The 25,869-nt window shown below is 40.9% G+C and carries 34 protein-coding genes; 24 read left to right on the top strand and 10 right to left on the bottom strand.

Features of this window, described 5'->3' with window-relative positions; translation table 11 throughout:
- Window positions 1–40: 40 nt before the first annotated feature.
- Entirely contained in the window at window positions 41–550 is a 510-nt protein-coding gene (locus MD588_RS11455) for a DUF2301 domain-containing membrane protein (protein ID WP_265697381.1), read from the bottom strand.
- 150 nt (window positions 551–700) lie between these two features.
- On the opposite strand from MD588_RS11455, the gene MD588_RS11450 reads away from it, so the two are divergent.
- The 4 genes from MD588_RS11450 (at window position 701) to MD588_RS11440 (ending at window position 3,520) form a co-directional block, all read left to right on the top strand.
- The gene (locus MD588_RS11450; protein WP_265697380.1) at window positions 701–1,276 is read left to right on the top strand and encodes an SPOR domain-containing protein; all 576 of its coding nucleotides are present in this window, start codon (window positions 701–703) and stop codon (window positions 1,274–1,276) included.
- A gap of 317 nt (window positions 1,277–1,593) precedes the next feature.
- A complete protein-coding gene (locus MD588_RS11445; RefSeq protein ID WP_265697379.1) occupies window positions 1,594–2,586 on the top strand; it encodes a D-alanine--D-alanine ligase in 993 nt (330 codons plus the stop codon).
- Between the two features lie 132 nt (window positions 2,587–2,718).
- On the top strand, window positions 2,719–2,892 hold the full coding sequence (locus MD588_RS26120; RefSeq protein ID WP_407676564.1) for a YhfG family protein: 174 nt from the start codon (window positions 2,719–2,721) through the stop codon (window positions 2,890–2,892).
- Complete coding sequence (locus MD588_RS11440) at window positions 2,882–3,520, top strand: putative adenosine monophosphate-protein transferase Fic (protein WP_265697378.1); 639 nt, start codon at window positions 2,882–2,884, stop codon at window positions 3,518–3,520. The genes MD588_RS26120 and MD588_RS11440 overlap by 11 nt, the downstream gene beginning before the upstream one ends.
- Before the next feature lie 99 nt (window positions 3,521–3,619).
- Here the strand turns inward: MD588_RS11440 and MD588_RS11435 are convergent, their stop codons facing one another.
- On the bottom strand, window positions 3,620–4,591 hold the full coding sequence (locus MD588_RS11435; protein WP_265697377.1) for a tyrosine-type recombinase/integrase: 972 nt from the start codon (window positions 4,589–4,591) through the stop codon (window positions 3,620–3,622).
- A gap of 247 nt (window positions 4,592–4,838) precedes the next feature.
- Here MD588_RS11435 and MD588_RS11430 point away from each other — a divergent pair, with 247 nt between their 5' ends.
- A complete protein-coding gene (locus MD588_RS11430) occupies window positions 4,839–5,198 on the top strand; it encodes a DUF3319 domain-containing protein (protein WP_265697376.1) in 360 nt (119 codons plus the stop codon).
- Window positions 5,199–5,248: 50 nt separating this feature from the next.
- Here MD588_RS11430 and MD588_RS11425 read toward each other — a convergent pair whose 3' ends face one another.
- The gene (locus MD588_RS11425; protein ID WP_265697375.1) at window positions 5,249–5,764 is read right to left on the bottom strand and encodes an ATP-dependent zinc protease family protein; all 516 of its coding nucleotides are present in this window, start codon (window positions 5,762–5,764) and stop codon (window positions 5,249–5,251) included.
- A gap of 131 nt (window positions 5,765–5,895) precedes the next feature.
- Window positions 5,896–6,501 (bottom strand): HAD family hydrolase, encoded by a 606-nt coding sequence (locus MD588_RS11420; RefSeq protein WP_265697374.1) that lies wholly within the window; start codon window positions 6,499–6,501, stop codon window positions 5,896–5,898.
- Window positions 6,502–6,620: 119 nt separating this feature from the next.
- Here MD588_RS11420 and yciH point away from each other — a divergent pair, with 119 nt between their 5' ends.
- A complete protein-coding gene (gene yciH, locus MD588_RS11415) occupies window positions 6,621–6,944 on the top strand; it encodes a stress response translation initiation inhibitor YciH (protein ID WP_265697373.1) in 324 nt (107 codons plus the stop codon).
- A gap of 410 nt (window positions 6,945–7,354) precedes the next feature.
- On the opposite strand, the gene MD588_RS11410 is transcribed toward yciH, so the two are convergent.
- Window positions 7,355–7,711 (bottom strand): DUF3693 domain-containing protein, encoded by a 357-nt coding sequence (locus tag MD588_RS11410; RefSeq protein WP_265697372.1) that lies wholly within the window; start codon window positions 7,709–7,711, stop codon window positions 7,355–7,357.
- A 118-nt stretch (window positions 7,712–7,829) separates the two neighbouring features.
- On the opposite strand from MD588_RS11410, the gene MD588_RS11405 reads away from it, so the two are divergent.
- The 10 genes from MD588_RS11405 to MD588_RS11360 all read left to right on the top strand — a co-directional run bounded on the left by MD588_RS11405 (window position 7,830) and on the right by MD588_RS11360 (window position 15,503).
- A complete protein-coding gene (locus MD588_RS11405) occupies window positions 7,830–8,066 on the top strand; it encodes a hypothetical protein (RefSeq protein WP_265697371.1) in 237 nt (78 codons plus the stop codon).
- A gap of 79 nt (window positions 8,067–8,145) precedes the next feature.
- On the top strand, window positions 8,146–8,355 hold the full coding sequence (locus MD588_RS11400) for a hypothetical protein (protein ID WP_265697369.1): 210 nt from the start codon (window positions 8,146–8,148) through the stop codon (window positions 8,353–8,355).
- A complete protein-coding gene (locus MD588_RS11395; protein ID WP_265697368.1) occupies window positions 8,339–9,700 on the top strand; it encodes a replication initiation factor domain-containing protein in 1,362 nt (453 codons plus the stop codon). The genes MD588_RS11400 and MD588_RS11395 overlap by 17 nt, the downstream gene beginning before the upstream one ends.
- Window positions 9,627–9,932, top strand: a complete 306-nt coding sequence (locus MD588_RS11390; RefSeq protein ID WP_322784246.1) for a hypothetical protein — start codon at window positions 9,627–9,629, stop codon at window positions 9,930–9,932. The genes MD588_RS11395 and MD588_RS11390 overlap by 74 nt, the downstream gene beginning before the upstream one ends.
- A 180-nt stretch (window positions 9,933–10,112) precedes the next feature.
- A complete protein-coding gene (locus MD588_RS11385; protein ID WP_265697366.1) occupies window positions 10,113–10,358 on the top strand; it encodes a single-stranded DNA-binding protein in 246 nt (81 codons plus the stop codon).
- 31 nt (window positions 10,359–10,389) lie between these two features.
- Window positions 10,390–10,524: a hypothetical protein gene (locus MD588_RS11380; protein ID WP_265697365.1), complete on the top strand. Its 135-nt coding sequence runs from the start codon at window positions 10,390–10,392 to the stop codon at window positions 10,522–10,524.
- A gap of 145 nt (window positions 10,525–10,669) precedes the next feature.
- On the top strand, window positions 10,670–12,385 hold the full coding sequence (locus MD588_RS11375) for an MlaD family protein (protein WP_265697364.1): 1,716 nt from the start codon (window positions 10,670–10,672) through the stop codon (window positions 12,383–12,385).
- A gap of 3 nt (window positions 12,386–12,388) precedes the next feature.
- Complete coding sequence (locus MD588_RS11370; protein ID WP_265697363.1) at window positions 12,389–12,706, top strand: DUF2523 family protein; 318 nt, start codon at window positions 12,389–12,391, stop codon at window positions 12,704–12,706.
- 1 nt (window position 12,707) lies between these two features.
- Window positions 12,708–13,823, top strand: coding sequence for a zonular occludens toxin domain-containing protein (locus tag MD588_RS11365; RefSeq protein WP_265697361.1), 1,116 nt, complete (start codon window positions 12,708–12,710; stop codon window positions 13,821–13,823).
- A 687-nt stretch (window positions 13,824–14,510) separates the two neighbouring features.
- Entirely contained in the window at window positions 14,511–15,503 is a 993-nt protein-coding gene (locus tag MD588_RS11360) for a GTP pyrophosphokinase (RefSeq protein WP_265697360.1), read from the top strand.
- Window positions 15,504–15,591: 88 nt separating this feature from the next.
- On the opposite strand, the gene MD588_RS11355 is transcribed toward MD588_RS11360, so the two are convergent.
- Window positions 15,592–15,801: a DUF3653 domain-containing protein gene (locus tag MD588_RS11355; protein WP_265697359.1), complete on the bottom strand. Its 210-nt coding sequence runs from the start codon at window positions 15,799–15,801 to the stop codon at window positions 15,592–15,594.
- An 844-nt stretch (window positions 15,802–16,645) separates the two neighbouring features.
- On the opposite strand from MD588_RS11355, the gene MD588_RS11350 reads away from it, so the two are divergent.
- Window positions 16,646–16,885: a DUF3653 domain-containing protein gene (locus MD588_RS11350; protein ID WP_322784245.1), complete on the top strand. Its 240-nt coding sequence runs from the start codon at window positions 16,646–16,648 to the stop codon at window positions 16,883–16,885.
- 555 nt (window positions 16,886–17,440) lie between these two features.
- Window positions 17,441–18,682, top strand: coding sequence for an HD-GYP domain-containing protein (locus MD588_RS11345; protein WP_265697358.1), 1,242 nt, complete (start codon window positions 17,441–17,443; stop codon window positions 18,680–18,682).
- A gap of 35 nt (window positions 18,683–18,717) precedes the next feature.
- On the opposite strand, the gene MD588_RS11340 is transcribed toward MD588_RS11345, so the two are convergent.
- The gene (locus MD588_RS11340) at window positions 18,718–18,975 is read right to left on the bottom strand and encodes a hypothetical protein (RefSeq protein WP_265697356.1); all 258 of its coding nucleotides are present in this window, start codon (window positions 18,973–18,975) and stop codon (window positions 18,718–18,720) included.
- A gap of 339 nt (window positions 18,976–19,314) precedes the next feature.
- Here MD588_RS11340 and MD588_RS11335 point away from each other — a divergent pair, with 339 nt between their 5' ends.
- The gene (locus MD588_RS11335) at window positions 19,315–19,554 is read left to right on the top strand and encodes a hypothetical protein (protein WP_265697355.1); all 240 of its coding nucleotides are present in this window, start codon (window positions 19,315–19,317) and stop codon (window positions 19,552–19,554) included.
- Window positions 19,555–19,683: 129 nt separating this feature from the next.
- On the opposite strand, the gene MD588_RS11330 is transcribed toward MD588_RS11335, so the two are convergent.
- Window positions 19,684–19,812 (bottom strand): hypothetical protein, encoded by a 129-nt coding sequence (locus MD588_RS11330; protein ID WP_265697354.1) that lies wholly within the window; start codon window positions 19,810–19,812, stop codon window positions 19,684–19,686.
- Window positions 19,813–20,200: 388 nt separating this feature from the next.
- On the opposite strand from MD588_RS11330, the gene MD588_RS11325 reads away from it, so the two are divergent.
- The 5 genes from MD588_RS11325 (at window position 20,201) to MD588_RS11305 (ending at window position 23,900) form a co-directional block, all read left to right on the top strand.
- Window positions 20,201–20,623, top strand: coding sequence for a hypothetical protein (locus tag MD588_RS11325; RefSeq protein WP_265697353.1), 423 nt, complete (start codon window positions 20,201–20,203; stop codon window positions 20,621–20,623).
- A gap of 173 nt (window positions 20,624–20,796) precedes the next feature.
- On the top strand, window positions 20,797–21,501 hold the full coding sequence (locus MD588_RS11320; protein ID WP_265697352.1) for a hypothetical protein: 705 nt from the start codon (window positions 20,797–20,799) through the stop codon (window positions 21,499–21,501).
- 491 nt (window positions 21,502–21,992) lie between these two features.
- Window positions 21,993–22,868 carry an RNA polymerase sigma factor RpoS gene (gene rpoS / locus MD588_RS11315; RefSeq protein ID WP_265697351.1) on the top strand — a complete coding sequence of 292 codons (876 nt, stop codon included), beginning with the start codon at window positions 21,993–21,995 and terminating at the stop codon, window positions 22,866–22,868.
- A 185-nt stretch (window positions 22,869–23,053) separates the two neighbouring features.
- The gene (locus MD588_RS11310) at window positions 23,054–23,278 is read left to right on the top strand and encodes a hypothetical protein (RefSeq protein WP_265697349.1); all 225 of its coding nucleotides are present in this window, start codon (window positions 23,054–23,056) and stop codon (window positions 23,276–23,278) included.
- Between the two features lie 106 nt (window positions 23,279–23,384).
- Window positions 23,385–23,900 (top strand): DUF1439 domain-containing protein, encoded by a 516-nt coding sequence (locus tag MD588_RS11305; protein WP_265697348.1) that lies wholly within the window; start codon window positions 23,385–23,387, stop codon window positions 23,898–23,900.
- Window positions 23,901–23,929: 29 nt separating this feature from the next.
- Here MD588_RS11305 and MD588_RS11300 read toward each other — a convergent pair whose 3' ends face one another.
- Both MD588_RS11300 and chrA read right to left on the bottom strand, forming a co-directional pair.
- Window positions 23,930–24,226, bottom strand: coding sequence for a hypothetical protein (locus tag MD588_RS11300; RefSeq protein WP_265697347.1), 297 nt, complete (start codon window positions 24,224–24,226; stop codon window positions 23,930–23,932).
- A gap of 231 nt (window positions 24,227–24,457) precedes the next feature.
- Window positions 24,458–25,597, bottom strand: a complete 1,140-nt coding sequence (chrA, locus tag MD588_RS11295; protein WP_265697345.1) for a chromate efflux transporter — start codon at window positions 25,595–25,597, stop codon at window positions 24,458–24,460.
- Window positions 25,598–25,869 lie beyond the last annotated feature (272 nt).

Here is a 25,869-nt window from a genome sequence, read left to right as displayed (position 1 = left end):
GATAGCTCCCTATAGCTATAGGTAGCTATCGCAGTCTTTACTAGACCTGATAGCGGCTCTTATCGCCAATATCAAAGTGAACAGGCATTCGCCATTTAGAGAAAGCAGCGACAGCGAGCAGGATAGAGCCCGTCATACTGAAGGCAATACTGATTTGATCTTGCCCAAAGACCTGGCAGAACCAGAATCCAGCTAAAGCCAGCGGAGTCAGCATCAGTACTTTGAGCTGAAAACAGAAATACTCCTTAATTGCCAGTGCACTGAACGTGAACAGTGCGGCTCCTAACGCCAGTGGATTCCACAAGCCCATCATCAGCCATACGGCAGCAAATAAGCCACTACCGACAATGAGCAACCTAAAGCGCTTGTCGTAAATATGTACCGTAGTTGCGGCGATAAGAGCGGCAATAACCATAGCCTGGGTAGCAAAGCTTGCTTCCCAGGCTATGACTGACATGAATGCTGCCGAAGAAGTAAGCGCACAGCGGTATAGGATAACAGTTAGCTTATCGAGGTAGTCTAAATCGCTCTGAATATGAGGATCGGCCATTTGAAACTCCAAAAAAGGAAGAATTGGATAGTTTACAACGGAATCATGTGACGAATGGCTGATAGTTATTGATCTAAAGTAAAGTTAGGGTTGATTGGGTTAAAAAGCAACGGCAGAATGATAGCAGAGTTTTGATTTGGCAGAGTTATAATGAAGAAAGTCGCTGTATTGGCCGTGGTTGCGGCATTGGCTGGGTGTGCCTCAGATAGTGATAATATGCAAATTATCACTTCTTCTTCCGAAGAAACTTATACTGAAGAGCAGCTTAGTTCAATGGAGCAAATTCGAGAAGCAAAAGAAACACAACCTGTGGTTGCTTTGAAAGAAGAGGTTGTTGAACCTCAGCCAGTAAAACAAGTCGTAAAACAGGAACCTAAAAAGCAACCGCCGAAGCAGCAACTTAAGCAACAGCCTAAAAAGCCTGCGTATAAGTATGCGAAAACTGCTTCTGAGGGATACACCATTCAGGTACTGGCCTTAAGTCACAATAAAGGCTTTACACCGTATATCAATAAGCTACCGTCTGATCAGCCAGTATGGATGAATAAGAAAGAGCTTCAGGGCTTGCCTTGGTATACGCTGTTGTTTGGCCACTATGATACACGCGAAGAAGCCAAGCGGGCATTAAATGCATTGCCAAGAGATGTAAAAAATTATGGCCCATTTATTAGAAGCTTGGATGAAATTAAATCATCACCATCACCTAAGCTGACAAAGCTGTATTAACTTATAAAAAGAGAGCCTAGCGCTCTCTTTTTTGTCTTTAACGGTTTAGCGAAGAGAATCGTTAAGCCGTCACTCTCTCACTTAATAGAAAAAGTTAAATTAGTAGTAATATTGTGGTTTTTATGACCGCTTTATGTGAATTTATTGAAGTTTTTCACCAATAAGCGGGTGGTAAGGTGCAATAGTCCGCTTTTTTTTATTACTATGGGACAAAATTTTAGTTCTGGCGTTAGGTTTTGAATATTCATTAACGCTGAACGGCAACATATAATTACTGGCAAGGCAATGGTTGCCAGTTTGTACTACAAGGGATGATAATGAGCTCAATCCACGTTTTATTACTGTGTGGCGGCGGTAGTGCCGAACACGAAGTTTCTCTCGTTTCTGCGAACTACATAGAACAGCAGCTCCAGCAGATTGAAGGCATTAGCTATACCCGCGTTGAGATGAAGGCCAACGGTTGGTTCGATAAAGAAGGTATGCACTGCCAGTTGAACCTTGATCGCACCTTGCAAGTGGGCGACGAGAAAACAGTTATCAACTATGTAATCCCATGTGTTCATGGTTACCCGGGTGAAACTGGCGATCTGCAATCATTCCTGGAGATGGCGCAGTTGCCATACTTTGGTTGTGGTGCAGAAGCGAGCACTAATTGTTTCAACAAAATCACTACCAAGCTGTGGTTTGATGCACTAAACATTCCAAACACTCCTTATGTATTCTTAAGCGAAAACAACGCAGAAGCCCACAGCCAAGCAGAGTCAGCACTTGAAAAGTGGGGCAAGGTGTTCATCAAAGCAGCTTGTCAGGGCTCATCTGTGGGTTGCTATCACGTTGCGGACAAAGCTGAACTTGCAGATGCGGTTAATAAAGCCTTTACCTATTCCGAACAAGTGCTAATCGAAAAGGCAATTAAACCTCGCGAGCTTGAAATCGCTGCTTACCAGTATGGTGACGAACTGGTGATCACTAAGCCTGGTGAGGTTTCGTGCCCGGATGATAAGTTCTATACCTATGAAGAAAAATACAGCTCAGACAGCCATTCAACTACTACGGTTGAAGCACCGGATCTGACGGAAGAACAAGTTGAGCTGATCCGAGGTTATGCGCGTAAAGCTTTTGTTCAGATGAAACTGAAAGACCTTTCTCGTATTGATTTCTTCCTAAGCGAAGACAATGATATTCTGCTAAATGAAATCAACACTTTCCCGGGTATGACTCCTATCTCTATGTTCCCTAAGATGTTGGAACATCATGGGCATAAGTTCCAGCTATTTTTGGAGCAAGCAATAAAGGCAGCTGCACAATAAGCGGCTGACATGGTGGGGCTGTTATTGTTGAGTATTCGATACTTGGCAATACAGCCCACAAGATTGTCAATATCAATTGGCGGTTTTAACTTAAGCTGTAATACTGGTTATAGGTGCTGAACAAGGAAAGCTATGCTGACAATAGAGCAAAAACGAGGGCGATTTAAGGCTTTGCAAGCTCGTAACTATCGAGCAAGCCTCCAGCTTGAGGGGTTTGATGTTGAGCCTTCTAAGAGAAATGTAGAGGCCGAGACATCAACTGAATCCGAGATAATAGCCAAACTGAAACGACAATATGCGAGATAAATATGGTGTAAGCCAAGACCCGGATTGTTATCCCAATACATCCGTTCTGAAAAATCTCTTATCTATCAAGGATGAAGATGAGCTTGAACTCGCCGAGAGAGACTTTACCCGAGTTCGAGCAGAGCATTTTGAACCTGAGTTTGACCAATTTAACCTCCCTTACCTGCAGAAAATCCATCAATACCTATTTCAAGATTTGTACTCTTGGGCCGGTCAAATACGGCAGGTTGATATTACGAAGGGGCAGACGCGTTTCTGCCATGTTCACAACATCCAACGGGAAGTGGAACGCCTTTTCCGGGAGTTAGAGCAAGATGATCTCCTTTGTGGTTTACCGTTTGAACGTTTTATACACGCCATAGCGCATTATTACTGCGAACTGAATGTCATTCACCCATTTCGTGAGGGGAACGGAAGGGTACAGCGTATCTTTTTCGAAATATTGGCCATCAATGCGGGTTACGAACTGTGCTGGGAAGGCATAAACTTGAAAGAGTGGGTTGAAGCCAATCAACTTGGGTACTTTGGAGATTTGGCGCCGCTAGAAAAACTGTTTGAACGTATAACTCTTCCTATCGATTACCAGCAGGGCTATGGAGAACACTGGACTGATAGCCCCAGTGGCTAATGTCATTGACTAGCTTGTGGCTGGAAACTACTGTTATCATGTTTAATCTAACGCACTATAACTTTGTATTATTCAACTTATCAAATACACATAACTACACTATTTCTCCCACGGCTTCTCCTTTACATATTTAGCTATTTCTTTGTCATGTAGGTCCGTATTACCGACGTACTGCGCAGGCATTGCTGGGCTTTTCCAGCGTCCCTGGTCCTGAATCTCACTAATTGATAATCCGGAATCTGCCAGATCTTTTGCTGCGCCAACACGAGGGGATTGGCCAGAAAAAATAATCGATGTAGGTAGGCCCAATTCATCACTGGCGCGGCGAAAAACACGGTAAATAGATGAATGATCGAGAGGGGCTTCGCCAATATTACTGTGCCGATCTATCCGGCGGAAGATATATCCATCGTTTATCATGCTGACAACTAACCAGCGCTGTAAAGCTTTAGAAGCTACCGAGCTCAGTGCGATGGTTTTATCCGCAACGGTAAGTTCAATAAGGCCATTGCTGTGAATCTCGGTGGCATCAAGGGTAAGATTAGCTAATTCACTTCGCTTTAGCATAGCTTCAAACGCTACCGCCCAGATTGCCATATCTCGGATATCTTTAACTTTGACCGAAAGTTCAAAGCGATAAAGCAATCGCTGCAAGTGCTCATCACGAAAGGGCGATGCATTACGATAATCATCGTGCTTTTCCAGTTGCTGTTTTTTCATCGCGAGGCGAATTTCTGTTTTTGCACAGGGATCTGGTAACTGATGGCATCGATGAACCAAACCAATCGTGACCACGTAACGTTTTAGGCTGGAGAGCTTACGTGTGCGTGACATGTGTTCTATATAGCGATGAACGGTATCTGGCGTCGATGGTAATGGCGTGACTTTGTTTTCAATACAGAATGCTAAGAAATTATTCCAATCATTTTTAAATGCGACTAAGGTATTTTTTGCATATTGTTGATGTGTGAGGATAGACCAAGGTTCGATCGAGTCTATATAACGGTTAAAAGTCACCATGCTGGATGTTTTTTGTTCATCATTATCAATTGGGGGGATGGTTTTCGCCATAGTATAAAATCTCTGATGCACTATAACTTTAAATATACAACATAAACAAAAAAAATCAGACTAAAAATGATGATCACTCACATAAAAAAATAAATTTATATGCTTATCAGGAAGACAAAAGTGTAACTTAATGCTTCAATATTAGGAGCTGATTGGTGTCTATCAAATGAAGATTGTTCATTTGAAGTAGCTCAGATTATGCTTATGTTTTGCACTGGTTTTAGCTCAACATCGTTGAGAGGCGTGAATGAAGAAAAGACTGTTCCATCGGGGGCACAATATTGAAAATTCGACTGGTGAGCCAGATGGTTGGAAAACTATCATTAACGGACGTCCAATCGAAAGTAAACTGACACTGGTTAAGAAAAGCATTGACTGGTGGTGTGATATGAAAGCATTTATGCCACCTGAAAAATTTGCAGGTATTGGTTCTCAATCACAACAAACAGCTAAAAATAGCGAAGACTACAAAGGCTTTAAGCTTATGAACGATAGCGGAAAGCCTAACGAGTGGTACGTTTTTTTACGGGGCCAGTTACTAAAAGGCTCACCAGCCGCCATTAAAAAACACTTAGATGCTGTTCTAGATAAATTACAACAAAAATAGAGCAGGGCAGATAAAACTAAACGCCACACCGGCGTTTAGTTCGTTTTCAATTAATCGTCTTCATCTAATTTATCGACATCGACCACATAATCACCACTTAGCCAATTACGGCCGATCAGTAATTTATAATCAAGTTTGCTTCTGTCTCGTAAATTAACTGCTACGGTTTTATGTTCACCATTCCAACCTAGATCCATTTTTACAGCATAACGCCGCTCGACACCTTGTGCATTTCGAATCTTACTGACTTTGATGATTTTGCCTTTATACGTCGCTTTATCACCATTTTCATTAATAGATGTAAACTCAACCATTTCACCAAGGTGATCACGCATATCTTCGCTATCAGGCTCTTCGCCATTTACTGTTATGTCTGTAGCGTGAATCGAGGTTGTCGCAGCTCCTGTATCAATACGGGCTTGAAAATCCATCTCCAGTTCATGGACTTTAATGGTTTCAATTTGTCCAACAACTGATTTCTGCTTGTTTTCTTCACCATTAGCCATAGCTAAGTTTGCGCTGGTCATCGAGAGCAAAATCAATGCAGGTAAGAGAAGTTTTTTCACACAGGCTCCTAAGCTTTCTAAACTGTTTAATCTATAGACATTAGATAGTTGATAATGTTCAACTTTACAAGAAAAGATAACTGAACTAACGCTGAATTTTGCGTACCGAGTTAGCTTGAGTATACAAGATATCAGGAGATACCTAGTAACACTCGAATATTGTTGATACATGATTCGCTTGGCTCAAATTGAACCGTCTGAAAGCCTAGAGCCTTAGCAGCATCAATATTAGCTGCATGATCGTCAATGAATAGTGTTTCGTCCGCGGCTAAGTCATAACGCTGAATTAACAGTTTAAAAATGTCGGGTTCGGGCTTTATCATCAGCTCTTTGCTTGAGACCAAACCGCCGTTAAACAGTGATATGAAGCTATTTCGTTCATTCAGAGTTTCAAAAAAAGCAGTACTCATATTGGTAAGATAATAGGCCGAATAGTCATGATCTAATACTTGGTATAAAAGCGCTAAGGTTGCCGTGTTTCTGACTAAGCTGTTTTGAATATGTTCGATGAAGTCAGCCATGCGGGACTCGGTAAACCCGGTTCTGGCGGCAAATTTGGGAATCTCTTCAGCCATGAGCATCGTACCACGATCGAGAGAAACCCAGTCTGGATGGTAAATAACTTCATGCAGCAATAGGTTTTGCTCATAGGAGGAATCTGTAAATGACTCCACAATTTGAGGTGGATTCCACTCAAAAAGGACTGCGCCAAAATCAAAAACCACATTACGAATCATAACAGTTTCCGTTTTACTACCATTTATTGATAATATTCAGTAACTGGTAATCCGCAAGGTCGAATGACAAACTTATTACCAGGCTCACAAATCTAAAAAGTAGACGAGATTTTTTCCCAATGAATGATAACAGCCGCTTAGTATTCTCAACAGAAACGGGCCGAATCAAAGAAGAGAAAGCAACACCACAACGTGTCAAAGGCGACGGTGTTGTTCGCATTCAACGTCAAACTAAAGGTAGAAAAGGCAAAGGTGTTTGCATCGTAACAGGCCTTGATCTTGAAGATGCTCAGCTAAAACTGCTAGCTGCAGAGCTGAAAAAAGTTTGTGGCTGTGGTGGTTCAGTCAAAGATGGCAACATCGAAATCCAGGGAGACAAGCGAGACGTTATTAAGGCTGCGCTTGAGAAAAAAGGCCACACAGTAAAACTGGCCGGCGGTTAAAACGCAAATTACCCAAAGCCCGAGTGAACTCGGGCTTTATACTATAAGGCTGGCCAAATAACCGCGCTGACATTTAATCCGTATATGAGTTTTTGGCTCATACATACAAAGTAAATTCTGAGACTTCATCAACAAGCGGTATGATTCACGCTGTTTAATTTCAGCTAGCTTTGAAGCACCAGGCAAACTGAACATTTGCAGCAGCGCTTAAAAATAGGTGTAAATTACCTATTTTATGGTAAATCAAGAATACTGTTAAATATACAGAATTACATGAACCTAACAAAAAAACCAAAACTACAATGTATGAAGTTATAGTAAACCCATCATATAAAGTTGGTAAGGGCTTAGAGAGGAGCTAAGTCATTGATCTTTGACTCATCATGAACCTAACTTAAAACCCAAACTATTTAACATAAGGTACATAATGCGCACTGAAGCTTGGGTTCACTCAGGGCTAGGAATCCAGTAATACCAAGGGTTAAGCCCCTAAATCCTTGGTTGCTTAACTTTGCCGTGATGTCCTGCCAAATCTGTTGTGCCTTAAAATTCTTGGCTTTATCAGCAGCTAGAAAAATTAACGCCTCATGTGGGTCTATGTTTGTACTTTCAGCTAAGAAAATTGCTTCTTCATCAGTAAGATAGCGTTCACCTTTGCGAATTTTGCTGACCTTTTGCGGACTGATAGCAAGGTCATGCGCAATTTGCTTGTCTTGGATATAGTTTTTGACCTGTTTATAGGCATCTAACAGTTTATTTGCGTACATGATTTGCCTCCGTTTTTATCCATTGTAGCTGGAAAATCCCGAAATTTGTCTATTTACAATCCCGATTATTGTCACTTACGCTATACACAAATCGGGATTTATAGGCACTGAGGCACGCATGGCGATTACTGTTCAACTTTCTGAAGGCACTCGTTTCTTTGATAACGGTCGTGAAATCATTGCCGTGTCTGCTTCCTATGCACCGACTTATCTCAAGTCAAAAGCCTATGCCCATAAAGAAGTTTTCGAGGTCAATGATTTGGCTAAGGAAGTTGCTGCTGGTCGTGCTATCTCGTTTTGGTCTGACTCTGTTCAGTCAGTTATCAAAACTGTTAAGGATTCCAAAAATGATTGATTGGATGTCTTTTTGTCTTGGTATGTTTGTTGGTTTGATTTTTTTTACTCTGCTTACTCAATTTAGTTAGGTTTTGATGATGCTTTCGCAGCTCTATTACGAAATCAACGATGACGGTACGGGTTTCGCCTTTATAGATGGTGAGCCTGAATACTTCCGCTCGTTGGCTGAGCTGCACCAGATTGGTTCTGAATTCTATCCCGCTGGCTATGAGCTTCATCAGGTTACGGCGGACAACTGGCAATCACTTTACGACTCGGGGGTTTTCGACAATGAATGCGATTATTGATTACCTCTCGTTTACGTGGACGCCTGAGGAATTGGCGCAAATCTTTGAACTAGCCAAAGTTGGTGCGGAAATTAAGGCTATACGCGGTTTTGAGTTCAACGAATATGGTGACGCGGTAACAAATCAAGCATTGGACACTGGTGCCATTGATTATAAGTCTGCGGTACGGGCAAAACTTCGTGATACGGAATTTGCTGTTGGTGCTGACTCTCGCAAGTTTTACGAAATTAAGCGTGACCTACTCGACCACTTTGGTCTGAATACCTTGGATGCGTTGTGCTGTGGTGAGGTTGACCGCTTTATCAATCGTCTTAACCACGGCTTGGGAAAATTTGGTAATGATTGGTCATTTTCTTTGCGTTCTGGTGGTTTCTCGGGTTATCCGCATTCAGCTAACATCTTGGTTAATGGTCAGCAAGCTGGTTTGTGTGCTTGGGGAGCCAAAAACCACGGTTGCTATGTGTCGTTCTCGGGTACGGGTACGGCGGTACTGGATTTAGAGCAGGTTCATAATGCGTTGCATCAACTGCCTGGTGCAAAAATTACGCGTGTAGATATCGCTCACGATTCATTGAATGGCAAATATGACATCAAGACAGCGCGAAAAATGGCGGAAAATGGTCAGTTTGTAACGCGTGGTCGTCCGGCTTCTTATTGCTATATCGAGTCTGGTCACTTGTCTCAAGTGGCTAGCTATCAGAAATCATCGGGTAACTGTGAGTCCGTCAAAAAACGATTTGGTTTTGTTGCCGACAAAGGTAAATCGTTTTATGTCGGTACGCGTGATGCGGGAAAAATGCTGCGCGTCTATGAGAAAGGAAAGCAACTGGACTGTAAACAGCATCCTGACTGGGTGCGCTGGGAATTGGAATTAAGGGCGAAAGACAGGGTTATACCGTTTGATGCGTTGTTGGAGCCTGCTAAATATTTGGCAGGTGCTTACCCTGCCCTCGCCTTTGTCAATTCTGAGGAGCAGTGTGCCATTGCGACCCATAAGCGCAAGTGGTTTACCAGTGTCGATAATGCGGTTAAGAACGGTGCTACCCAGTGCGGGAAATTGGTCAACTTCCTTAAACACTGTGTCGGCCTTGATAATCGCCAGATTGTTAATTTGCTGACGAATCACCTTGAACCATTTGAAATTCCAGACCGTTTAAACCAGCCCGTAATTGAAGATACGGAGCACTCAGAAAGCATTGAATTGCAATTTAAGCGGTTAATTAAATTCTCATACGATATTTATTCTAAGCACAATGAAAGGAAAATAAGCAATGACTACATTGACAGTGATGGTAATTGGCGCGGTTTTGGGTTCGGGGGTTTCAAAGAAATCGGGTTCGCCTAAACCGTACCAAATGGCAAATATTTCATACCTTGCCCCTGCTGAGGGTTTTATGAATGATGACCACAATATTCAGCGTTGCGGTATGGATGTAAAACAAATCCCGATGGTGTTTGATAATAATGTTTATGCGCAATTTGCCCGTGTGGAATATCCGGTTCAGCTGCAATTGATTCTGGAACCTGACCCTAAAAACCCAACTCGAAATGTGGTCGTTGATTTTGCCGATGCCTAGTGAGTTGGAATTATTTGAAAAGCAGTTTTACCAGTCGGCAATGAAGGCGGTTAGTTCTTACGGTTATTTGTCATTAGATACTTTGGTAAATAGCCAAATTAACCATCGTATGACGGGTTTGCGTCAATCATCCTTCAAGCCATTAGAGAAACAAATAACAGTTTGACTTTGGGTGAGGCAATGGAAAATCAGTGTGTACAAATTAATGAGCAAGGTTTCCTATTTGCTTCGCCTGAGCCAATTACGGAATGTACGGGTTATGTATTAGTCAGTCATTCCACTTATGACAGCTTTATAACTGATATTACGATTAATCCTGTTGATATAGCATCATCATTTACCTTTGGTTTTGCTGCGGTGATTATTACGGGTTATTTTGCTGCCTACCCTGTTGGAATAGCCAAAGCGCTAATCCGAAAACTTTAAACACTTTAACTTTATATTTTGGAGAGAAATTATGGCTGATATTTTTGCTGCTGTTGACCTAGCGGGTATTGCTACTTTTGTGGGTACTGCGGGTGTGGCGATTGTTGGTGTGGCAATGGCATTTAAGGGTATTACCTTGGCCAAACGTGCCGTTAACAAGGCTTAATTATGTCGTCGCTGATGGTTGACTTGATTTATACGGTGTGGTCGCTGATTGGTGCAATTACGGCGTATGCGGTCTTGCAGGGTTGGCGATAAATATAATTAATTCAATTAAGGCGGCTTCGGTCGCCTTTTTTTATGGGTGTTTTATGCGTCATTTAATAATTACACTGTTAGTGTTTATCTCTGTTGATTCTTTTGCGGTGCCTGCTGATGTTGTGCCAGTGAGTAATAATAATGTTGATTCTTTCTGTAGTGCGTTTAATCCGGGTTATCAAGTTAAGGGTACTGTTGATTCAAGGGGATATATTACTTGTTTAATGTTTAATGAAGAAAAAAACAGGTGGCAACAGTTCCATTATTCTAATCCTTCAACAGTCTTGTCTTGTCCCCCTGCTGGTTATCCTGAATATACAGATGGGCCTGATGGTGATGGTAATTGTAGTAATCCTAATCCTAACTATTGTGATACTTCAGGCGCTCAAAATGAAATTGATAGTAAGATAAATTCATGCGTTGCTGATACTCCAAATGGAATGACGGCTAGTGCGAATTATACTTGTGATTATCAATCAGAAAGAGTGACTGGATCGTGTGACTATACGCCTAAAGATGGTGGTGATACTGGCGGTGGTGATACTGGCGGTGGTGATACTGGCGGTGGCGATACTGGCGGTGGTGATACTGGCGGTGGTGATACTGGCGGTGGCGATACTGGCGGTGGCGATACTGGCGGTGGCGATACTGGCGGTGGCGATACTGGCGGTGGCGATACTGGTGGTGGCGATACTGGCGGTGGCGATACTGGTGAAGCTTCGGGCAATGATACGGCGGCTATTATATCAGCCATTAACAAGGGTAATGATTCGATAGCTAACCATCTTAATAAGCTGTTGGACGCTGATGTGGCGGTTAATTCAACGCTTGAGGAACAATTGGCTTTATACAATAAATATATTGCTACGGCTGAAGCTGCTAATAACCAAATGGAACACATGGCTAATTTTACTGAGCAGGAACTGAATGTATTACGTTCGATGCAAGGTGAATATGGCACTCATTTTGACCGCAACTATAAAAAATTAGATGAGGTTCGGCTGGCTATTAATAGTTCGTCAAATACCAATCATGCTGACAACAATAAAATCAATGACAATATTCAGGGTTCAAATAGCTTGCTGGCTAGTATCGAGCAATTAACCAAGGGGCTTGGTGATGGCTCTCAGGTGGCAAATGATTCCTTGGCTAATATCGAGCAACTAACCAAAGGGCTTGGTGATAATCAGGTAGCCAGTAATGAAAAAATGGATGATGTGAATAATGCATTGTTGGCTTTGAAAGAAACATTATTAGCCAGTGATGATAAAGATTCTGAGCGTAACCAACAATTATTGGAGGCAATAGCCAACCTCCCTAGCCTAGACGGTGACATTGATAAGTTATTGGAGGCACAAAACACGGGTAATGACTTGCTTGGTGATATTGGCTCTGGCATTGATGATATTGCGGGTAATTTGGATGCCTTGGCTGATTTAGATGTTTCGGGTGCGGGTGTGGTGCCTTGTTTTGCCAATAGTTCGTGTAAGGGGTATTACCAGACGGCCTATCCTGAGGGCTTGACGGGATTGGTGTCTGATTTTACTGATGATATGCGCCGTGGTGGTTCGTTCGCTTTTTTAGACCAGTTTAATGTTGATGTATCCAATGCGGCCAAACCGGACTTTTCAATTAATTTTGATTTGGGGCGTATGGGAAATTATGGTCGTCATAGTTTTGATTTGCCTCCCTATGTCTGGTTGTTTATTCGTGCCTGCATAATGTTTGGTGCGGCTGTCTTGTCTCGTTCTTTGGTATTTGGTGGGTAATTTATGTTTGATTGGATAGTTGATTTATATAATACCTTGCTTATATATCTGTCTAACCTTGTGGTTTCACTGGTGACAATGATTAGCGATATGTTGCTGGCTTTATTTGAGCAAATGTTAGTGGCGGCAAAGGGGCTGATATCGTTAATCAGTGACATGTTGTCGCCAATTGATATCTCACAATATTTGTCGGGCTTGCCTCCAAGTGTGGCTTGGGTGATGTCGCAAATTGGTTTGCCTCAGGCTCTAGCGATGATTATTACAGCCATTACTATTCGCTTGTTATTGCAATTAATTCCGTTTGTCAGGTTGGGCTCTTAATATGATTAACTTAATAATCGGGCGTCCGGGAGGCGGGAAAAGTTACGAGGCGGTGGTCTATCATATTATTCCGGCGATAAAATCAGGTCGCAAGGTGGTGACTAACCTCCCCTTGAATGTTGACCATTTTGTAAAGGTATTCGGTGAGGAGGTGCGAGAGTTAATCGTTATTATTGATTCCAAGCTGGATGACTTCGGTAATGTTAACCGCCCGTTCTCCAAGCCTGATGATTATCGGGATGAATGGAAAAACGAAAAGGGTCAAGGTGTGCTGGTTGTGGTGGATGAAGCGCACATGGTGTTACCGACTAGTGGTGCATCAAGGGAGGTGTTGGAGTTTCTGAGCCTTCATCGTCACTACGGCATTGATATTATTTTGATTACCCAGTCAGACCGCAAAATTAACAAGGATGTGCGGGATATGGTGCAATTGCAGTATCGTTGCTCCAAGAATACGGCGCTGGGCAGTGACAAATCATATACGCAAAAAGTGCAAGACGGTTGCCGTGGTGAGGTAGTCAATACAAACCAGCGTCGATACAACAAATCATACTTCCCCTTCTATCAATCCCACACGGCATCGAATACGGCGGTTAAGGAGGCGACGGCCAGTGACGTTAAACCGATATGGCAGCATTGGTCTATTATCGGGTCGGTTATTTTGTTAGGTGGTGTGCTGATATTTGTATTGAGTGGTGGTGTGAAAAATCCGCTGTCGGTGAAAGAGCCAGTTGAACAAAAACGCGTAGCGGTTGAAAAGCCCGTTGATGATAATTCGCCTGGTCAACAAAAAGCAGTCGTGCCGGCGATGCCCAAACAGCATCCCCTGTCAGATTTTGTATTGTATGTGACAGGTCATAGTCGCCAGTTGGCGATTAAGTCAGATAACACGTTTGATTTGGATTTGTCGTTTGACCGTGTGTATTTGGAGGCGTACCAAAACAACCTCAAACAGTTTGCATTGAACTCGGATGATTTACGCAAGCTTGGATATAAAATTACGCAAAAAGCTGACTGTATGTATTCTCTGGAGTATGAAGGCTATGATTCTTTGGTTGTTTGCAATAACAGCCGCGAAATTGAAATTGAATCGCCGATGAGCTTTATCTCTATCTGATGTTGATGCGGTTAGGAGGGGTTCCCCGCTCTGCGGGGAGGTGCCTAACTGTCATCAACAAACAGGCTTTGTTTTTTCATGCCGCTAGGCATATAAGGCCACTCGCCTAATCTAAATGTTTGCACCTTGCCCCTGTTGGCCGAAGCCATTCCTAATCTGAACAATCCGAAAATCCCCTCCTTCCTGCCAAGCTTGCTTTTGCGTGCAGCGCTCTCCTACCTTATTTGTGTCTGTAGTAGCTGTTTCCGGCAAAGTATTCGTTAGACCATTCAAGCTTGCACTTTACACAGATATAGCAGCGCTGTTTAAAGCTATACCTAATGATTGATGTTCCACTGCAACAACGGTTACAAATTTCGAGCTTATCTGGATACTTAGCTCTTAGTATTCGACTGTAAAGTTGAGGTTTACCCATAGCGCCACCACTGTATAAAAACACAGTATAGCGTAAAACCTTTACTTTTAACCGTTTTGAGGTGATTTCAGCCTTTAGCTCATTACGCGATTTTGGGTCTGAATTGTGGCTACACTCTGTTGTAAACTTTCAAGGCACACCTGTCTGGATTTCTGTATTTAGGGGTGTAGAATGCTGTTTAGCATACGATATGATGCTGAGTTGGCCGTTTTACTACGCTAAATCAGCTATTTAACGTAATTGGTATTATATGAACGAAATTTTGGTGGAAAATGGATAACTTGGATGCAATTTTAAGTCAGTATGATAAGAACTTATCTACATATACCAACTGTTCTAATTCTTTAAAGTCCCTATTAATTAGTATTTTTGAAAGTGAAGGAATTATTGTTCACTCTGTTTCATCCAGAGTAAAAGAGCGTAATAGTTTAGAAAACAAGACAAAGCAGAAGAATAAATATCAATCTATTAATGATATTACTGATATTGTTGGTGTTAGAATTATTACTCACTATTCTGATGATGTTGACAAAGTCTCTAATCTTATTGAAAGAGAGTTTAATATTGACAGTGCTAACTCAATTGATAAAAGAGCATCACTAGAGCCTGAGAAGTTTGGCTATTTGTCAGTACATTATGTAGCAAGATTTAATAATGACAGGGATAAGCTCTTAGAGTATCAACCCTTTAAAAAGATTAAATTTGAGATTCAAATTCGTTCAATTCTACAACATACATGGGCAGAGATTGAACATGATACAGGATACAAGACTGAGACAGACATACCTGCACATATTCGTCGTCAATTCTCTAGGCTTGCTGGTCTTCTCGAAATAGCCGATAGTGAATTTATTAGGATCCGAAATTCACTAGAGAGTTATGCAGATGAGGTAAATACTAAGATTGAAAATTCGACTGAAGAACTATTAATAGATTCAGTAACATTAGAACAATTTATTAAAAACAATTCATATGTTATTCAGTTAACTGAAAATATTGAAAATGTTTTTGGTGGTAAATCCCATGAAATTGATAGAGATACTATTTCACGTTATATAAATGAATTAAGCACATATGATATAAAATCAATATCTCAACTTCTTGACGCACTAAAAGAACATGAAGATGCCATCATGGAGCATTCAAACAATGTTTATGAAAAACTAAAGGACAAAATTGCAATTAGTCAACTAGATACTTTTCTTATTGGGGGAGTAGCAATTTACTATCTAATCAATATCCTTGAAGGCAACATAAGCGAATAGTTTTTTTCAACCCCGTCTAGTAATACGGGGTGAAAGTTTTTTGTGTGCGATGGCCTATCCGCGCGTTCTTGGCTAGGCCACCTACTCCTTAGTTTATGTTCCTCAATAACCTTGCAGCACGAATGATAATGGCTTTGCTTTGACGGTCGTTTTCGGCATTGATCTCTAGTAGTGCATTACCAGCTATGATGCGGTCAGGTGTCAAACTCCAACCGCCAGGTACTATCAATTCCTCTTTGCAGATGCGCCAATCCTTCCATTGTTCGTTTAATACACCTAGCTTCCTTCCTGAATACATCCTCATTAGCCTTTTACACTCGGGCGGTATCTCCTGCCCTGAATCCCACCGTGTGACAGTCCTCACACTTTTAAAACATAAATCTGCGGTCTCTCTTCTGGTTAAACCGCAAGTAAATTTTCTAAATATGTAGTTGTTAGTTATTTTTTTGGACATGGTGTCTCTTTTTGCATTCCCTCGTTTTCAGGAAATCGCATAATAACCACGGTGAATAGTGCATTGTTGGGTATGGGGCTGGATTATGCATTTAACATAACAAAATCATAATGCGCACTGAGATGTAAGATCTAATTAGAAGTGTCAGATTTGAGCCAGATTGAAATGTCCTGTTTTTCCTATATTGCTCAGACTCTATCTGGCCTGTGTGAGATTAACTTAACGATGCTGCTACCATGAATGACAAAGAGATTTTACGCCTGAGTGCTATTCGTGATGTTTGCGATAAACGTATTCGACATGTAGATGCCGCTTGCACTCAAATGTTCGTCAAGTCCCGCGTTTAGTTACACGCTCCGTCAACCAGGAGCTGTTGGTCTTGTTCATCAACACTGTGGTAAACCTTCTTCGAATAAAATTAGCAACAACATCCGTTATCACTGTCTCAATCTAGTTAATGAAAATATTCTGACTTTGGTCCGACACATTGCTAATGAAAAACTCACTGGCATTAACATTTCGTTTCGCAGTCTGCGTTAGTCTCAGTCAAACGCTGATTATCCGGCTAGACGGACGTCAACCCGATGGCTGAGAAACTGCTCATTATCTGTACCCGCGCAAATCTTGTAATAAATAGCTGCCGGATGATACCCGCTGGACGGGTTTTCGTATCGACGAGAATTATGCGGTGATCATTACGCCCACTGGGCGTCGGTTCAGTCCCAAGGAATTGGATTCGTGGGCGGAACGCTGTGACGAGTACCATGCGCTCAAACGGATGTATGAGCTGGATTATATTCCGGTCCGTTGCAACGTGGTCACGCCGCTGCCGTTCCGTGGTGGCCTACGGATTAAAGAGCCCAAATGTGACACGGTGACAAAAGAGAAAAAGAAGGCTTACCGTAAAGCTCAAGGCCAAGAAAGCTAAGTAGCTTCCCTAGCCTTTAGATATGAAAAAGCCCGCGATTGCGGGCTAAATTAATTTAGGCTTCATTCAAACAAACCAACGGCACAGAGAATTGCTTACTTTTCTCGGCAATCTTTGAAGGTGGTAGCGATTTTTTATTAGAAGTCGTCTTATAGTTAATGCTGGATTCGTTCAAGAAAATAGTAAACATCGAAGACTTAGTGGACTCTTTCTTCATGTCATCAGTAACCAATCCAATAACTGCGCCATTTTCTGCAATTACAGGGCCACCGACGTTTCCTTGATCAACTGCATTGATCCTGACATCATTTTTGCTCCATGACGCAGAGCTAATGATTCCGTCAGTGATTTTTCCTTGGATTGCAATTAATGTTAGGAATGCACGATGCTGAGAATGGTGTTAATGCGACAATAAGTGCGCCTACTACGACGTAATTTTAAGTTCATCTATGAGTGGCTATAACCTGAAGCACTTCAAAAAAAACACCAAAAGTATTTTGCTATCATGGTATTAGCTTCAGGAAGATAAGATGACGTCTTTTTCAAGGAGGTGAAATGGGTGCATTTTCAAAATCACAAATTGATCTGCGGCAAATGATTATTGCTATCGAAGCCGCTGTGTCTCTGGTTGGAATGAATGACACCAACCATGGGAAACGTGTTGGCTATATTGCCAGCCAGATAGGAAGGCAACTTGGCTTTAAAGACGACGCCCTTCAGTTCGCTTTTGAGCTTGGGTTATTACACGATTGTGGCGTCTCTACCGAGATGATGCACTCGAAGCTCGTCAGTAATCTTTTCGGGAATGATACCCAACACCATTGTGAGGTTGGCTACCATTTGTTGAAGCAATTCGAGCCACTATCAGACTTTGCGCTACCTATCCTTCATCACCATACCCCTTGGCAGCAGCTGAAGGAACTCAATATCGATATGCAGAGTGTTATAATGGCCAATCTTATATTCCTGTCTGATCGTGTTGATATTTTAGCTGCACCTTATTACGAGAAAGGAATTTTACAGGCCAGAGAAGAAATCGTTCAGACAATTGAGAATTACGAAGAAACACATTTTGATCCTCTTATTGTTAGTGCATTTAAGCGTGCTGAAAAGTCTGAGGCATTCTGGATTGCATTAGAGGATCGTCATATCACCCGATACACCTGGGATATCGAGAAATTTAAGAGTAATCGACCGTTATTAAATGTCTCCCAGCTTAAGCAACTTTCAATGATTATGGCCTGTATCGTGGATCAGAAAAGCCCATACACTGCTCAGCACTCCATAAGGGTTGCTAAGTTAGCGAGATACTTGGCATCCCATTTCGGGTTAAGCCCTGAACAATGCGATAAGATTGAAATTGCTGGGCTGTTGCATGATCTCGGCAAGCTACATATACCAGATAAGATCCTTGAGAAGCCGTGTCGCTTGAATGATCTTGAACGCTCAATTTTCAAGCAACATAGCTTCGAGACATATGAAATTCTGCGGCATATAAAGGGATTTGAAGAAATTGCTCGGTGGGCAGCTTACCACCATGAAGGGTTGCACGGTATAGGCTACCCTTTTCATCCTAGCAATAAAGACTTGAGCATTGAGGCTCGGGTACTTGCTGTAGCTGATGTTTTTCAGGTCCTTGTACAGGGAACACCTTACCAGCATAGCATGCCACTCGACAAGGCCATTGAAACTCTTGATGATTTAGCCCGTCAAGGAAAGCTCGAACCAAATATTGTCAATTTGCTCAAACAAAACCAAAAAGAATGCTTTGCGATAGTTCAAGGCAACAAAGATTAAAGAGCACAGCCCGCCACCACGGCGGGCTTATTGTTCTAATAAACTTGAATATACAATTCTGACTCAGGTCGAGAATGGTTAAAGTTAATCTCGACAGTCCAACCGTTATCTTCGAGCAGCTGAGATAGCCTATTTTTTACCTCAATAACGACACCTGGTACGCAGCTATATCGGAACTCCTTATTAATATAGCCTTGTTGTTCTAGAATAGAAGCAACTTGGTGCAGTGTTTCGTCATAAGTTTTTGATATCAGTAGCTCGTGTTTATCAATAAACTCTTGCCTCTTAAGCATCGTCAGATCCCTTCAAAACATGCCAATTACACTTAAACAGTAGCCTATCCTCATAACTGATGAATTGAATTTCATCACATATTTCATGTGATGCTCAGTCACAATCATAATCCAGCCAGTTAAGTTGTTACAGTGTAATGGCGCGTATTTAAACGACACTGTATAGTTACAGTTGAATCGACTCAATCAGAGTTATTTTGTTTATATGTATCGTTTATGCACAAAACTCAGCCTAAAAACTCAGAAATAAGTGACTTTAGTACCAACAAACAGTCATTTCTTTATATATATAAAAATTTAATGCATATACTCGTGATGTGATAGTTAGCGGAGATCATTATGCGTTATATGTGTGTATTAATTTTGTTGTTTGGCTCTGTGCCCAGCCAAGCTACATCAATAGATCAGTACAAGAAGCAATACAGAAACTTGCCTTGTGACGACATTACAAATGCTATCTCTGGTATTAAAACAAAACAACATGATGCCAAGGTCAAAACTAAAGAGTTCACCAAAATCTATGTTGCACTAGCCGAGCTTCGCTTAGCTAAAAGCTGTATTGGTAAGGCTTATAGCTAATCAGCTTCCTTCCCAGGTAGCAACGGCGCCTACTAACAATTCTGTAGAATCGACTATAGAGCAGGTTATTTAGCCTGCTCTTTATACTTCTGAGCATTAGCGTACCAGACATCAGCATCTTTAAATAATTTAATGTAATACCGGTTGCAAAATGACAGCCCCACAGATGCAGGTGACGATTTCCCTTTCTTCATCAACCCAATACTCTTCATATTGGCCGCAATACGGGCAAGGCTCAAAATCAAAATTAGTAATCAATTGATACTCCTTGGTAATAACCTACAAGCACTAATAGCATTGATAGATAGAATATTAATCCTAAGATCAGCAAGTGTAGGGGTACCTCTCACTTTTATTGCACATCTCTAACGGAAATACCGCTAAATTCAGATTCACTACACACAATTGAGAGTTTGCGTGGAATTGCCAATTGTGACACTGTGACATAACCCTGATTATCTATCATACAGTGATTCTGTCACCATTATCATAGGCTTTTTCTACGAAATTTAATTCTAAAAAGTAAGATATTTCTACCTGATGGGACAATGAAAGAACCCATACACCGGTATTAAAAATGGCACATTGTCTCAACACGCACCTCACTATTCTGATCAACATATTAAGAATAAGAAGAGAGTTGGCTATGCGTGGAATACTGACACTAGTGATGCTAATTGCAGCTTATAGCTTCGCATCTATTGATGAGTACATTGCTCCCCCCTCCGAAATCGAAAAATCATTGTCTGACGATATCTTCGAAGGCACGGTTATCGATATTCGAGACGATGGAACAGGTACATACAACATAATTCACTTGCGTTCAGGTGATCTTGAGTGGTCGATAAGATACTTTGATCAAGTTAAAAACGATGACTCTGGCCTGGTTAGTTTGCGAGAAGCAGCAAGACAGAAAGGAAATATCAGAGTAGAGCTTGATTGTGTTGGTGAGAATAAACGAGATGACCTATATGTCAGGACATCAAATCAAGGGCGCTTACTAAGGAATATCCATATTATTCCCAATAAAAAAGGGACATGCCAGGTTATCTCGTCAACGATGCTTTAAATCATAAGCTCAATTTATGTGACAATGTCACAAATAGAGCAATACATCTTTCAATACAAAGAAACATAAAGTTAAGTGCGTCGAAGGAATAACGGTGCAATTAGACTGACGATACGGCTAACACTATGAATTTCTTATAATCTGCTAAGCAGTATTAATTATGGGAAATTGTGATGATTAGGATGATTGGCTTTAGTTTGGTGATAGCTTTGGTTGGATGCGGGGGTGATAACGCCTCTGATGGAGATTACAATAAGATAGAAGACAGCAAAAACGATCTGGCAGGTGATGTGATCATTAATAGTATCTACCAGTCAGAAGACGCTGTAATGTTGGTTGATACTGAGGCTAGCAACAATGGTGTAATTATCGTAGACAATAGCGGCTATTTGTATAGCTTTGATAATGAAACCAAAACAACAGATTCAATGCTTCTAACAGGCGTTCATGTTAGATCGGCTTATCAATATTACTACGACCTATCTCAAGAAGTATCTATCAGCTTCAGTGACTCAAGCGCAGATGTCGCCACATCAATTAACAAGCAACCCTTTGTACACTCCTTCACTCGTAAAGCTTACAGCCTTCGGCTGGACCAGTTAAAAGGGATATACCTGAATAGTGATGATGAAGCACAATGGATGATTGATGAGGTGGGTAATTTAGTTATTGATAGTGTTTGTTATCTCAGCGGTAAGCTAAAACAAGCAAATTATTATTACTCATTAGATGTCACTGCTGAACAATATGATAAACCTGAACTAAATGGTGAATACAGCGGTGTATTTTTTACTGTTTCCTCTAATGGAAAAGCAGAAATATATAGTGTACTAAATAATAACGAACACCAAATCTTCGGTTCAGTTACTATCAACTGACATTGAAGTCAGAGTGTATAAAAAGCAGTTTATGCACTCTGAGTGTACCCAATCAAATAAAAAAATCACTGCCCCATATGCTCCAAACCCACAGGGCTTGTTGCATACTTGTTAACCTGAAATTAAGGCAAGCCTTTTTAAGTGACCGCGTCACTCTTTAGCGGCGCCCTTTCCTTCTCCACTGCTTCACCATTTATATATAACGTTCATTATCGTGAATACTCTTGGCATTGGTCAATAACACACTGATTATATTGTCAATATTAGCGGCATATACTCTTACTGCATTTCACTAAGGATATCATGCTATATATAGAAAAGATGGCTAGATATCATCGCTAACACCGGTTCTAATAACAAACCGTTATACCTATTTGTTATTTTTTGCAACTTAACGAATGGAATATGCAACATGTGTGTGTTAGTGTCATAAGTAACAAATAATAAGGATAAATAATTAGATCGGACGCTTTATTATTGAGGGAAATGATATGGATATCAAATCACAAGAAGCACAAGGTTTTGATACAGATGTTATTCATCTATATCTTCAGGATATTGCGCAAAAGCCACTACTTTCAAAAAATGAAGAGATCTTGTATAGCCGTAAGAGTCTATTAGGCGATAAATCAGCCAAAGCAACAATGATTGAAAGTAATCTGAGATTGGTTGTTAGTATCGCGAAAAAATATCGTGGTAGCGGTATGCTGCTAAGCGACTTAATTGATGAGGGAAATATTGGATTAATTACTGCTGTCGATAAATTTGATCCCGAGCGTGGTTTTCGCTTTTCAACGTATGCCACATGGTGGATAAAACAGACAATTGAGCGTTCGATTCACAACCAGGCTCGTACTATTCGCCTCCCCGTTCATGTATCAAAAGAAATAAACACCATTATCCGTACACATAAACAATTGATGAAAAGCTCAAATCAAGAGCCCACTCATGAAGAAATTGCGGATAAGCTTGAACGGAGTGTTGATGATATTTCAGGGATTCTCGCATACGATGCGCCGGTTATGTCAATCGATCAAGCTATAACAGATGATACGAACTCTCAGACAATATCTGCATTTATTGCCGATGATTCATCGACACAGCCAGACAGCGAAGTGAACCAGCAAGACATAAGTCGGTTGGCAATTTCAATGCTAGAGTGCCTAAATTCACGTGACCGGGAAATTCTGTGCCGTCGTTTCGGTTTATTAGGCTATGAATCACAAACCTTACAGCAAGTCGCTGACGAAGTGGGTCTAACCCGCGAACGAATTCGCCAACTACAGGTTAGCTCTTTACATAAACTCAAAAAAGCCATGAAACGAAACAACTATGATCTTGAGATCCTCTTTTCTGAAACTGCTTGATATTGTCATAATGAGTGTCCAGGTTGCTTTGGACACTCGTTATGAACAGCAACCTGCTTTTTAGTAAATACGCTGTTACTTGATATCTGATTCTGTGCCTTTCCTCCAATCCACCGCTTATCCTGCTGTTTGAAACTATTGGACTTCTTATACTGCCTGAATAATTTCAAACTAGGTGTTTAACGATGAAACAACAATTAAAGCTGTTCCTAGCAGTTATCATAATTGCTATGTGCTTTTCCTCTCATATTTTGGCCAAGAGCAGCAAAGCTGACAAATGTTTGAAAACTAGAGAAAAAATAGTGAAGATCAACAACAAAATGCGTCATCAGTACTCAAATAAGCAAGGCGCAAAATACCGTAAAAAACTAGAAAAATTGTATAAAGACGAGTTTAACTACTGTTTTTAATCTGTCTCGATTTTGCACTGGCATAATACTGAGTGATTGTTGATACTTGAACGAAGCTTAGTACTCAATTTATAGGTTTTCAGTGAAGAATATACACGTTCTAATTATGTCCTTCTTGTTATCGTCCTGCGTTAGTTACAGCGTAACAGAGGAAGAAATCCAGGATTATCTTGATAGTCGGGCATCCTTTGAACGCACAGTGGGAATCAAAGGCTTAGCTTACGCTAATGTAAAGTTCAGTGATATAAAGGTTGGTATAGGACGTGTATCGAACGACCGCGTCAATTTAGATGCAAAGTCTCAGGCTAAAATTATGATATCTGGCCAACCTCAGCAAGAAGTTATGATTGATGTCAGTTTTAGTGCTATCCCCTATTATGACAAAGACGAAGGTGCCATTTTTTTAAATGATCTTGAAGTCGAGTCACTTGAATTACAACCAGATGAGTTAACTAATTTTGCTGGCAAACAACTCCTTACACCCATCGTTGAAATGATCGGTCAATTAATCCTGACTAATCCTGTTTACCGTTTAGATGAAGATGATTTTGAGCAGTCTGCATTGAAAACAGCTAAGCCTGAACTATTAATAAAAAACCACTCCTTGGTTGTACAAATATGAGCCTTGGCTTCCCACAATGAAGCCAAGGGTTACTGTTGCTTTTTTGATTGTTCTAAAAAATTGGTTCCTGCAGCTTCATCTATGATATGAACAGCTCGCTCAGCTTCAAACGCTTTCCTCATCGCTTCAGCCGCGTAATTCCTTACTGTTTGACCTTGGGTTGAGATAACCAAAGCAATTAGCAAAATAATAGCTAGAACACCTGAAGAGACGATAAACATTACCTTTTTAACGATACGCTTTTCAGACTGATGGAGTTCCTTTTGCATCAGCTCAAGTACGTCATAATTTGTTAGGTTCGGACGAACCTTTCGTTGCTGTGTCATGGTTGAAACCCAAGTTAAAACTAATGATTGGACTTTAACAGTCGTTACTTAACATTAGCTTAATCAATATCCTAACCACACTGTCTTGTATGACTTTACGGTTGTTTGTTGAAATATTAATCTTAGAAAATATGATTTCTGGATATTATTTTTCTTTTTCAAAGGAAAAGTTATAGTGCGCTAGAACTCAAATAAGGAGGCGGCAAGATGTTTGCCGCCTCTCTGACAACTTTAAATGAAAAACTTATAAACACCCAGTAATACGATTAACACCCAAACCGGGCAATTTCGGTATTTAAGAAGTAGGTATCCTAGCACAACAGCAGCAACATCAAAGATAGAACCGATAGATGTCAACAACACTGGCTTTACAAAAGCACTAGCTAACAAACCTACGACACATGCATTTACCAATAGGATTGATGATTTAAGCTTATTATTGCTAAATAACGCATTCCAGGCCGGTAAGAATGCAAACAACAACAAGCTACCAGGTAGAAAAACTGCAATTGTCGCAATTAGGCTTCCTAACACAGGGCTATCTACCATTGCAGAAGCCCCCAAATAACTAGCCATGGTAAACATTGGCCCCGGTACCAACTGAGCTGCAGCATAGGCGCTCAAGAATGTATCAGGCTCAACCATCCCATCCAACATTGGCTCAAGTAGTGGAAGTACAACATGTCCACCTCCAAATACAAAACTACCCGCTTGATAGAAAATGTTAAACAGACTAAAAAAATGAGATTGATTTGCCACTAACGGCATTACAAACAACAAGATTACGAACATGCTTAGAACGAACAAGTTCGGCTTTATCATCAGATTATGATTCGAATTTGATTCCGATTTAAACGATAACAAATAGCCAATCGAAGCCGCTAATAGAATAGGAAGGATCTGTCCGATAAGACCCGTACTAAAGAAAACACTGATAGCTGTCAGTAAAGCAACTACCAATGTCAGCTTGTCGGTAATGTTCTTTTTAGCCATACCCCATAACGCATCGGCAACAACCACAACAGCCAATAACTTCGCCGCAGAAATTAGGGAATCAATGATAGCAACATCGTTGTATTGCTGATTCCCAATAGCCAAAAAAGTTAACAGTAGAAAGGAAGGGAAAGTAAAGCCGGCAAACGCACATAACGCGCCCAGATAACCAGCCTTCTTATAGCCGATATACATTCCAAGCTGACTGCTCGCTGGCCCAGGAAGAAACTGGCACAAAGCGACGGCATGAGTGAAATCTTGATCGTTAAGCCATCTCTTGTTCTGAACAAACTCTCTTTGAAAATAGCCTATATGGGCAGCAGGTCCACCAAAGCCATATAGCCCCAATATAAAAAATTGGTACAACACTTTAAACATAAATCCTCCTAATGAAAGGATATGTTATGCATTTACAGTTAATTAATGAAATCGTTCATTTTAATCCCGCCCATCGATTTAATTAATTGAAGTTCAAGATCTTCTGTGGATCAGCATGAATGACTAGAGTTGATTAACCATGAAAGTTAATTACAACACCACACACATCATTGTGCACACACAGAAACCACCAGCGTAACCCATTGTTTAAAATGAATTTTTAATGCAGGGCCTAATTTTATATTGTTCAGATAAAATGACTGGTACGCGAT

Source organism: Photobacterium obscurum, assembly GCF_026191635.1.
Lineage (GTDB): Bacteria > Pseudomonadota > Gammaproteobacteria > Enterobacterales > Vibrionaceae > Photobacterium > Photobacterium obscurum.
This window is presented reverse-complemented; position numbering and strand designations above follow the sequence as displayed.

What these genes read in the sequence shown, in the direction of transcription:
- MD588_RS11455 (WP_265697381.1), bottom strand. Translation starts at nt 550, where the DNA reads ATGGCCGATCCTCATATTCAGAGCGATTTAGACTACCTCGATAAGCTA.
- MD588_RS11450 (WP_265697380.1), top strand. Translation starts at nt 701, where the DNA reads ATGAAGAAAGTCGCTGTATTGGCCGTGGTTGCGGCATTGGCTGGGTGT.
- MD588_RS11445 (WP_265697379.1), top strand. Translation starts at nt 1,594, where the DNA reads ATGAGCTCAATCCACGTTTTATTACTGTGTGGCGGCGGTAGTGCCGAA.
- MD588_RS26120 (WP_407676564.1), top strand. Translation starts at nt 2,719, where the DNA reads ATGCTGACAATAGAGCAAAAACGAGGGCGATTTAAGGCTTTGCAAGCT.
- MD588_RS11440 (WP_265697378.1), top strand. Translation starts at nt 2,882, where the DNA reads ATGCGAGATAAATATGGTGTAAGCCAAGACCCGGATTGTTATCCCAAT.
- MD588_RS11435 (WP_265697377.1), bottom strand. Translation starts at nt 4,591, where the DNA reads ATGGCGAAAACCATCCCCCCAATTGATAATGATGAACAAAAAACATCC.
- MD588_RS11430 (WP_265697376.1), top strand. Translation starts at nt 4,839, where the DNA reads ATGAAGAAAAGACTGTTCCATCGGGGGCACAATATTGAAAATTCGACT.
- MD588_RS11420 (WP_265697374.1), bottom strand. Translation starts at nt 6,501, where the DNA reads ATGATTCGTAATGTGGTTTTTGATTTTGGCGCAGTCCTTTTTGAGTGG.
- yciH (WP_265697373.1), top strand. Translation starts at nt 6,621, where the DNA reads ATGAATGATAACAGCCGCTTAGTATTCTCAACAGAAACGGGCCGAATC.
- MD588_RS11410 (WP_265697372.1), bottom strand. Translation starts at nt 7,711, where the DNA reads ATGTACGCAAATAAACTGTTAGATGCCTATAAACAGGTCAAAAACTAT.
- MD588_RS11405 (WP_265697371.1), top strand. Translation starts at nt 7,830, where the DNA reads ATGGCGATTACTGTTCAACTTTCTGAAGGCACTCGTTTCTTTGATAAC.
- MD588_RS11400 (WP_265697369.1), top strand. Translation starts at nt 8,146, where the DNA reads ATGCTTTCGCAGCTCTATTACGAAATCAACGATGACGGTACGGGTTTC.
- MD588_RS11395 (WP_265697368.1), top strand. Translation starts at nt 8,339, where the DNA reads ATGAATGCGATTATTGATTACCTCTCGTTTACGTGGACGCCTGAGGAA.
- MD588_RS11390 (WP_322784246.1), top strand. Translation starts at nt 9,627, where the DNA reads ATGACTACATTGACAGTGATGGTAATTGGCGCGGTTTTGGGTTCGGGG.
- MD588_RS11385 (WP_265697366.1), top strand. Translation starts at nt 10,113, where the DNA reads ATGGAAAATCAGTGTGTACAAATTAATGAGCAAGGTTTCCTATTTGCT.
- MD588_RS11380 (WP_265697365.1), top strand. Translation starts at nt 10,390, where the DNA reads ATGGCTGATATTTTTGCTGCTGTTGACCTAGCGGGTATTGCTACTTTT.
- MD588_RS11375 (WP_265697364.1), top strand. Translation starts at nt 10,670, where the DNA reads ATGCGTCATTTAATAATTACACTGTTAGTGTTTATCTCTGTTGATTCT.
- MD588_RS11370 (WP_265697363.1), top strand. Translation starts at nt 12,389, where the DNA reads ATGTTTGATTGGATAGTTGATTTATATAATACCTTGCTTATATATCTG.
- MD588_RS11365 (WP_265697361.1), top strand. Translation starts at nt 12,708, where the DNA reads ATGATTAACTTAATAATCGGGCGTCCGGGAGGCGGGAAAAGTTACGAG.
- MD588_RS11360 (WP_265697360.1), top strand. Translation starts at nt 14,511, where the DNA reads ATGGATAACTTGGATGCAATTTTAAGTCAGTATGATAAGAACTTATCT.
- MD588_RS11355 (WP_265697359.1), bottom strand. Translation starts at nt 15,801, where the DNA reads ATGTATTCAGGAAGGAAGCTAGGTGTATTAAACGAACAATGGAAGGAT.
- MD588_RS11345 (WP_265697358.1), top strand. Translation starts at nt 17,441, where the DNA reads ATGGGTGCATTTTCAAAATCACAAATTGATCTGCGGCAAATGATTATT.
- MD588_RS11340 (WP_265697356.1), bottom strand. Translation starts at nt 18,975, where the DNA reads ATGCTTAAGAGGCAAGAGTTTATTGATAAACACGAGCTACTGATATCA.
- MD588_RS11335 (WP_265697355.1), top strand. Translation starts at nt 19,315, where the DNA reads ATGCGTTATATGTGTGTATTAATTTTGTTGTTTGGCTCTGTGCCCAGC.
- MD588_RS11325 (WP_265697353.1), top strand. Translation starts at nt 20,201, where the DNA reads ATGCGTGGAATACTGACACTAGTGATGCTAATTGCAGCTTATAGCTTC.
- MD588_RS11320 (WP_265697352.1), top strand. Translation starts at nt 20,797, where the DNA reads ATGATTAGGATGATTGGCTTTAGTTTGGTGATAGCTTTGGTTGGATGC.
- rpoS (WP_265697351.1), top strand. Translation starts at nt 21,993, where the DNA reads ATGGATATCAAATCACAAGAAGCACAAGGTTTTGATACAGATGTTATT.
- MD588_RS11310 (WP_265697349.1), top strand. Translation starts at nt 23,054, where the DNA reads ATGAAACAACAATTAAAGCTGTTCCTAGCAGTTATCATAATTGCTATG.
- MD588_RS11305 (WP_265697348.1), top strand. Translation starts at nt 23,385, where the DNA reads ATGTCCTTCTTGTTATCGTCCTGCGTTAGTTACAGCGTAACAGAGGAA.
- MD588_RS11300 (WP_265697347.1), bottom strand. Translation starts at nt 24,226, where the DNA reads ATGACACAGCAACGAAAGGTTCGTCCGAACCTAACAAATTATGACGTA.
- chrA (WP_265697345.1), bottom strand. Translation starts at nt 25,597, where the DNA reads ATGTTTAAAGTGTTGTACCAATTTTTTATATTGGGGCTATATGGCTTT.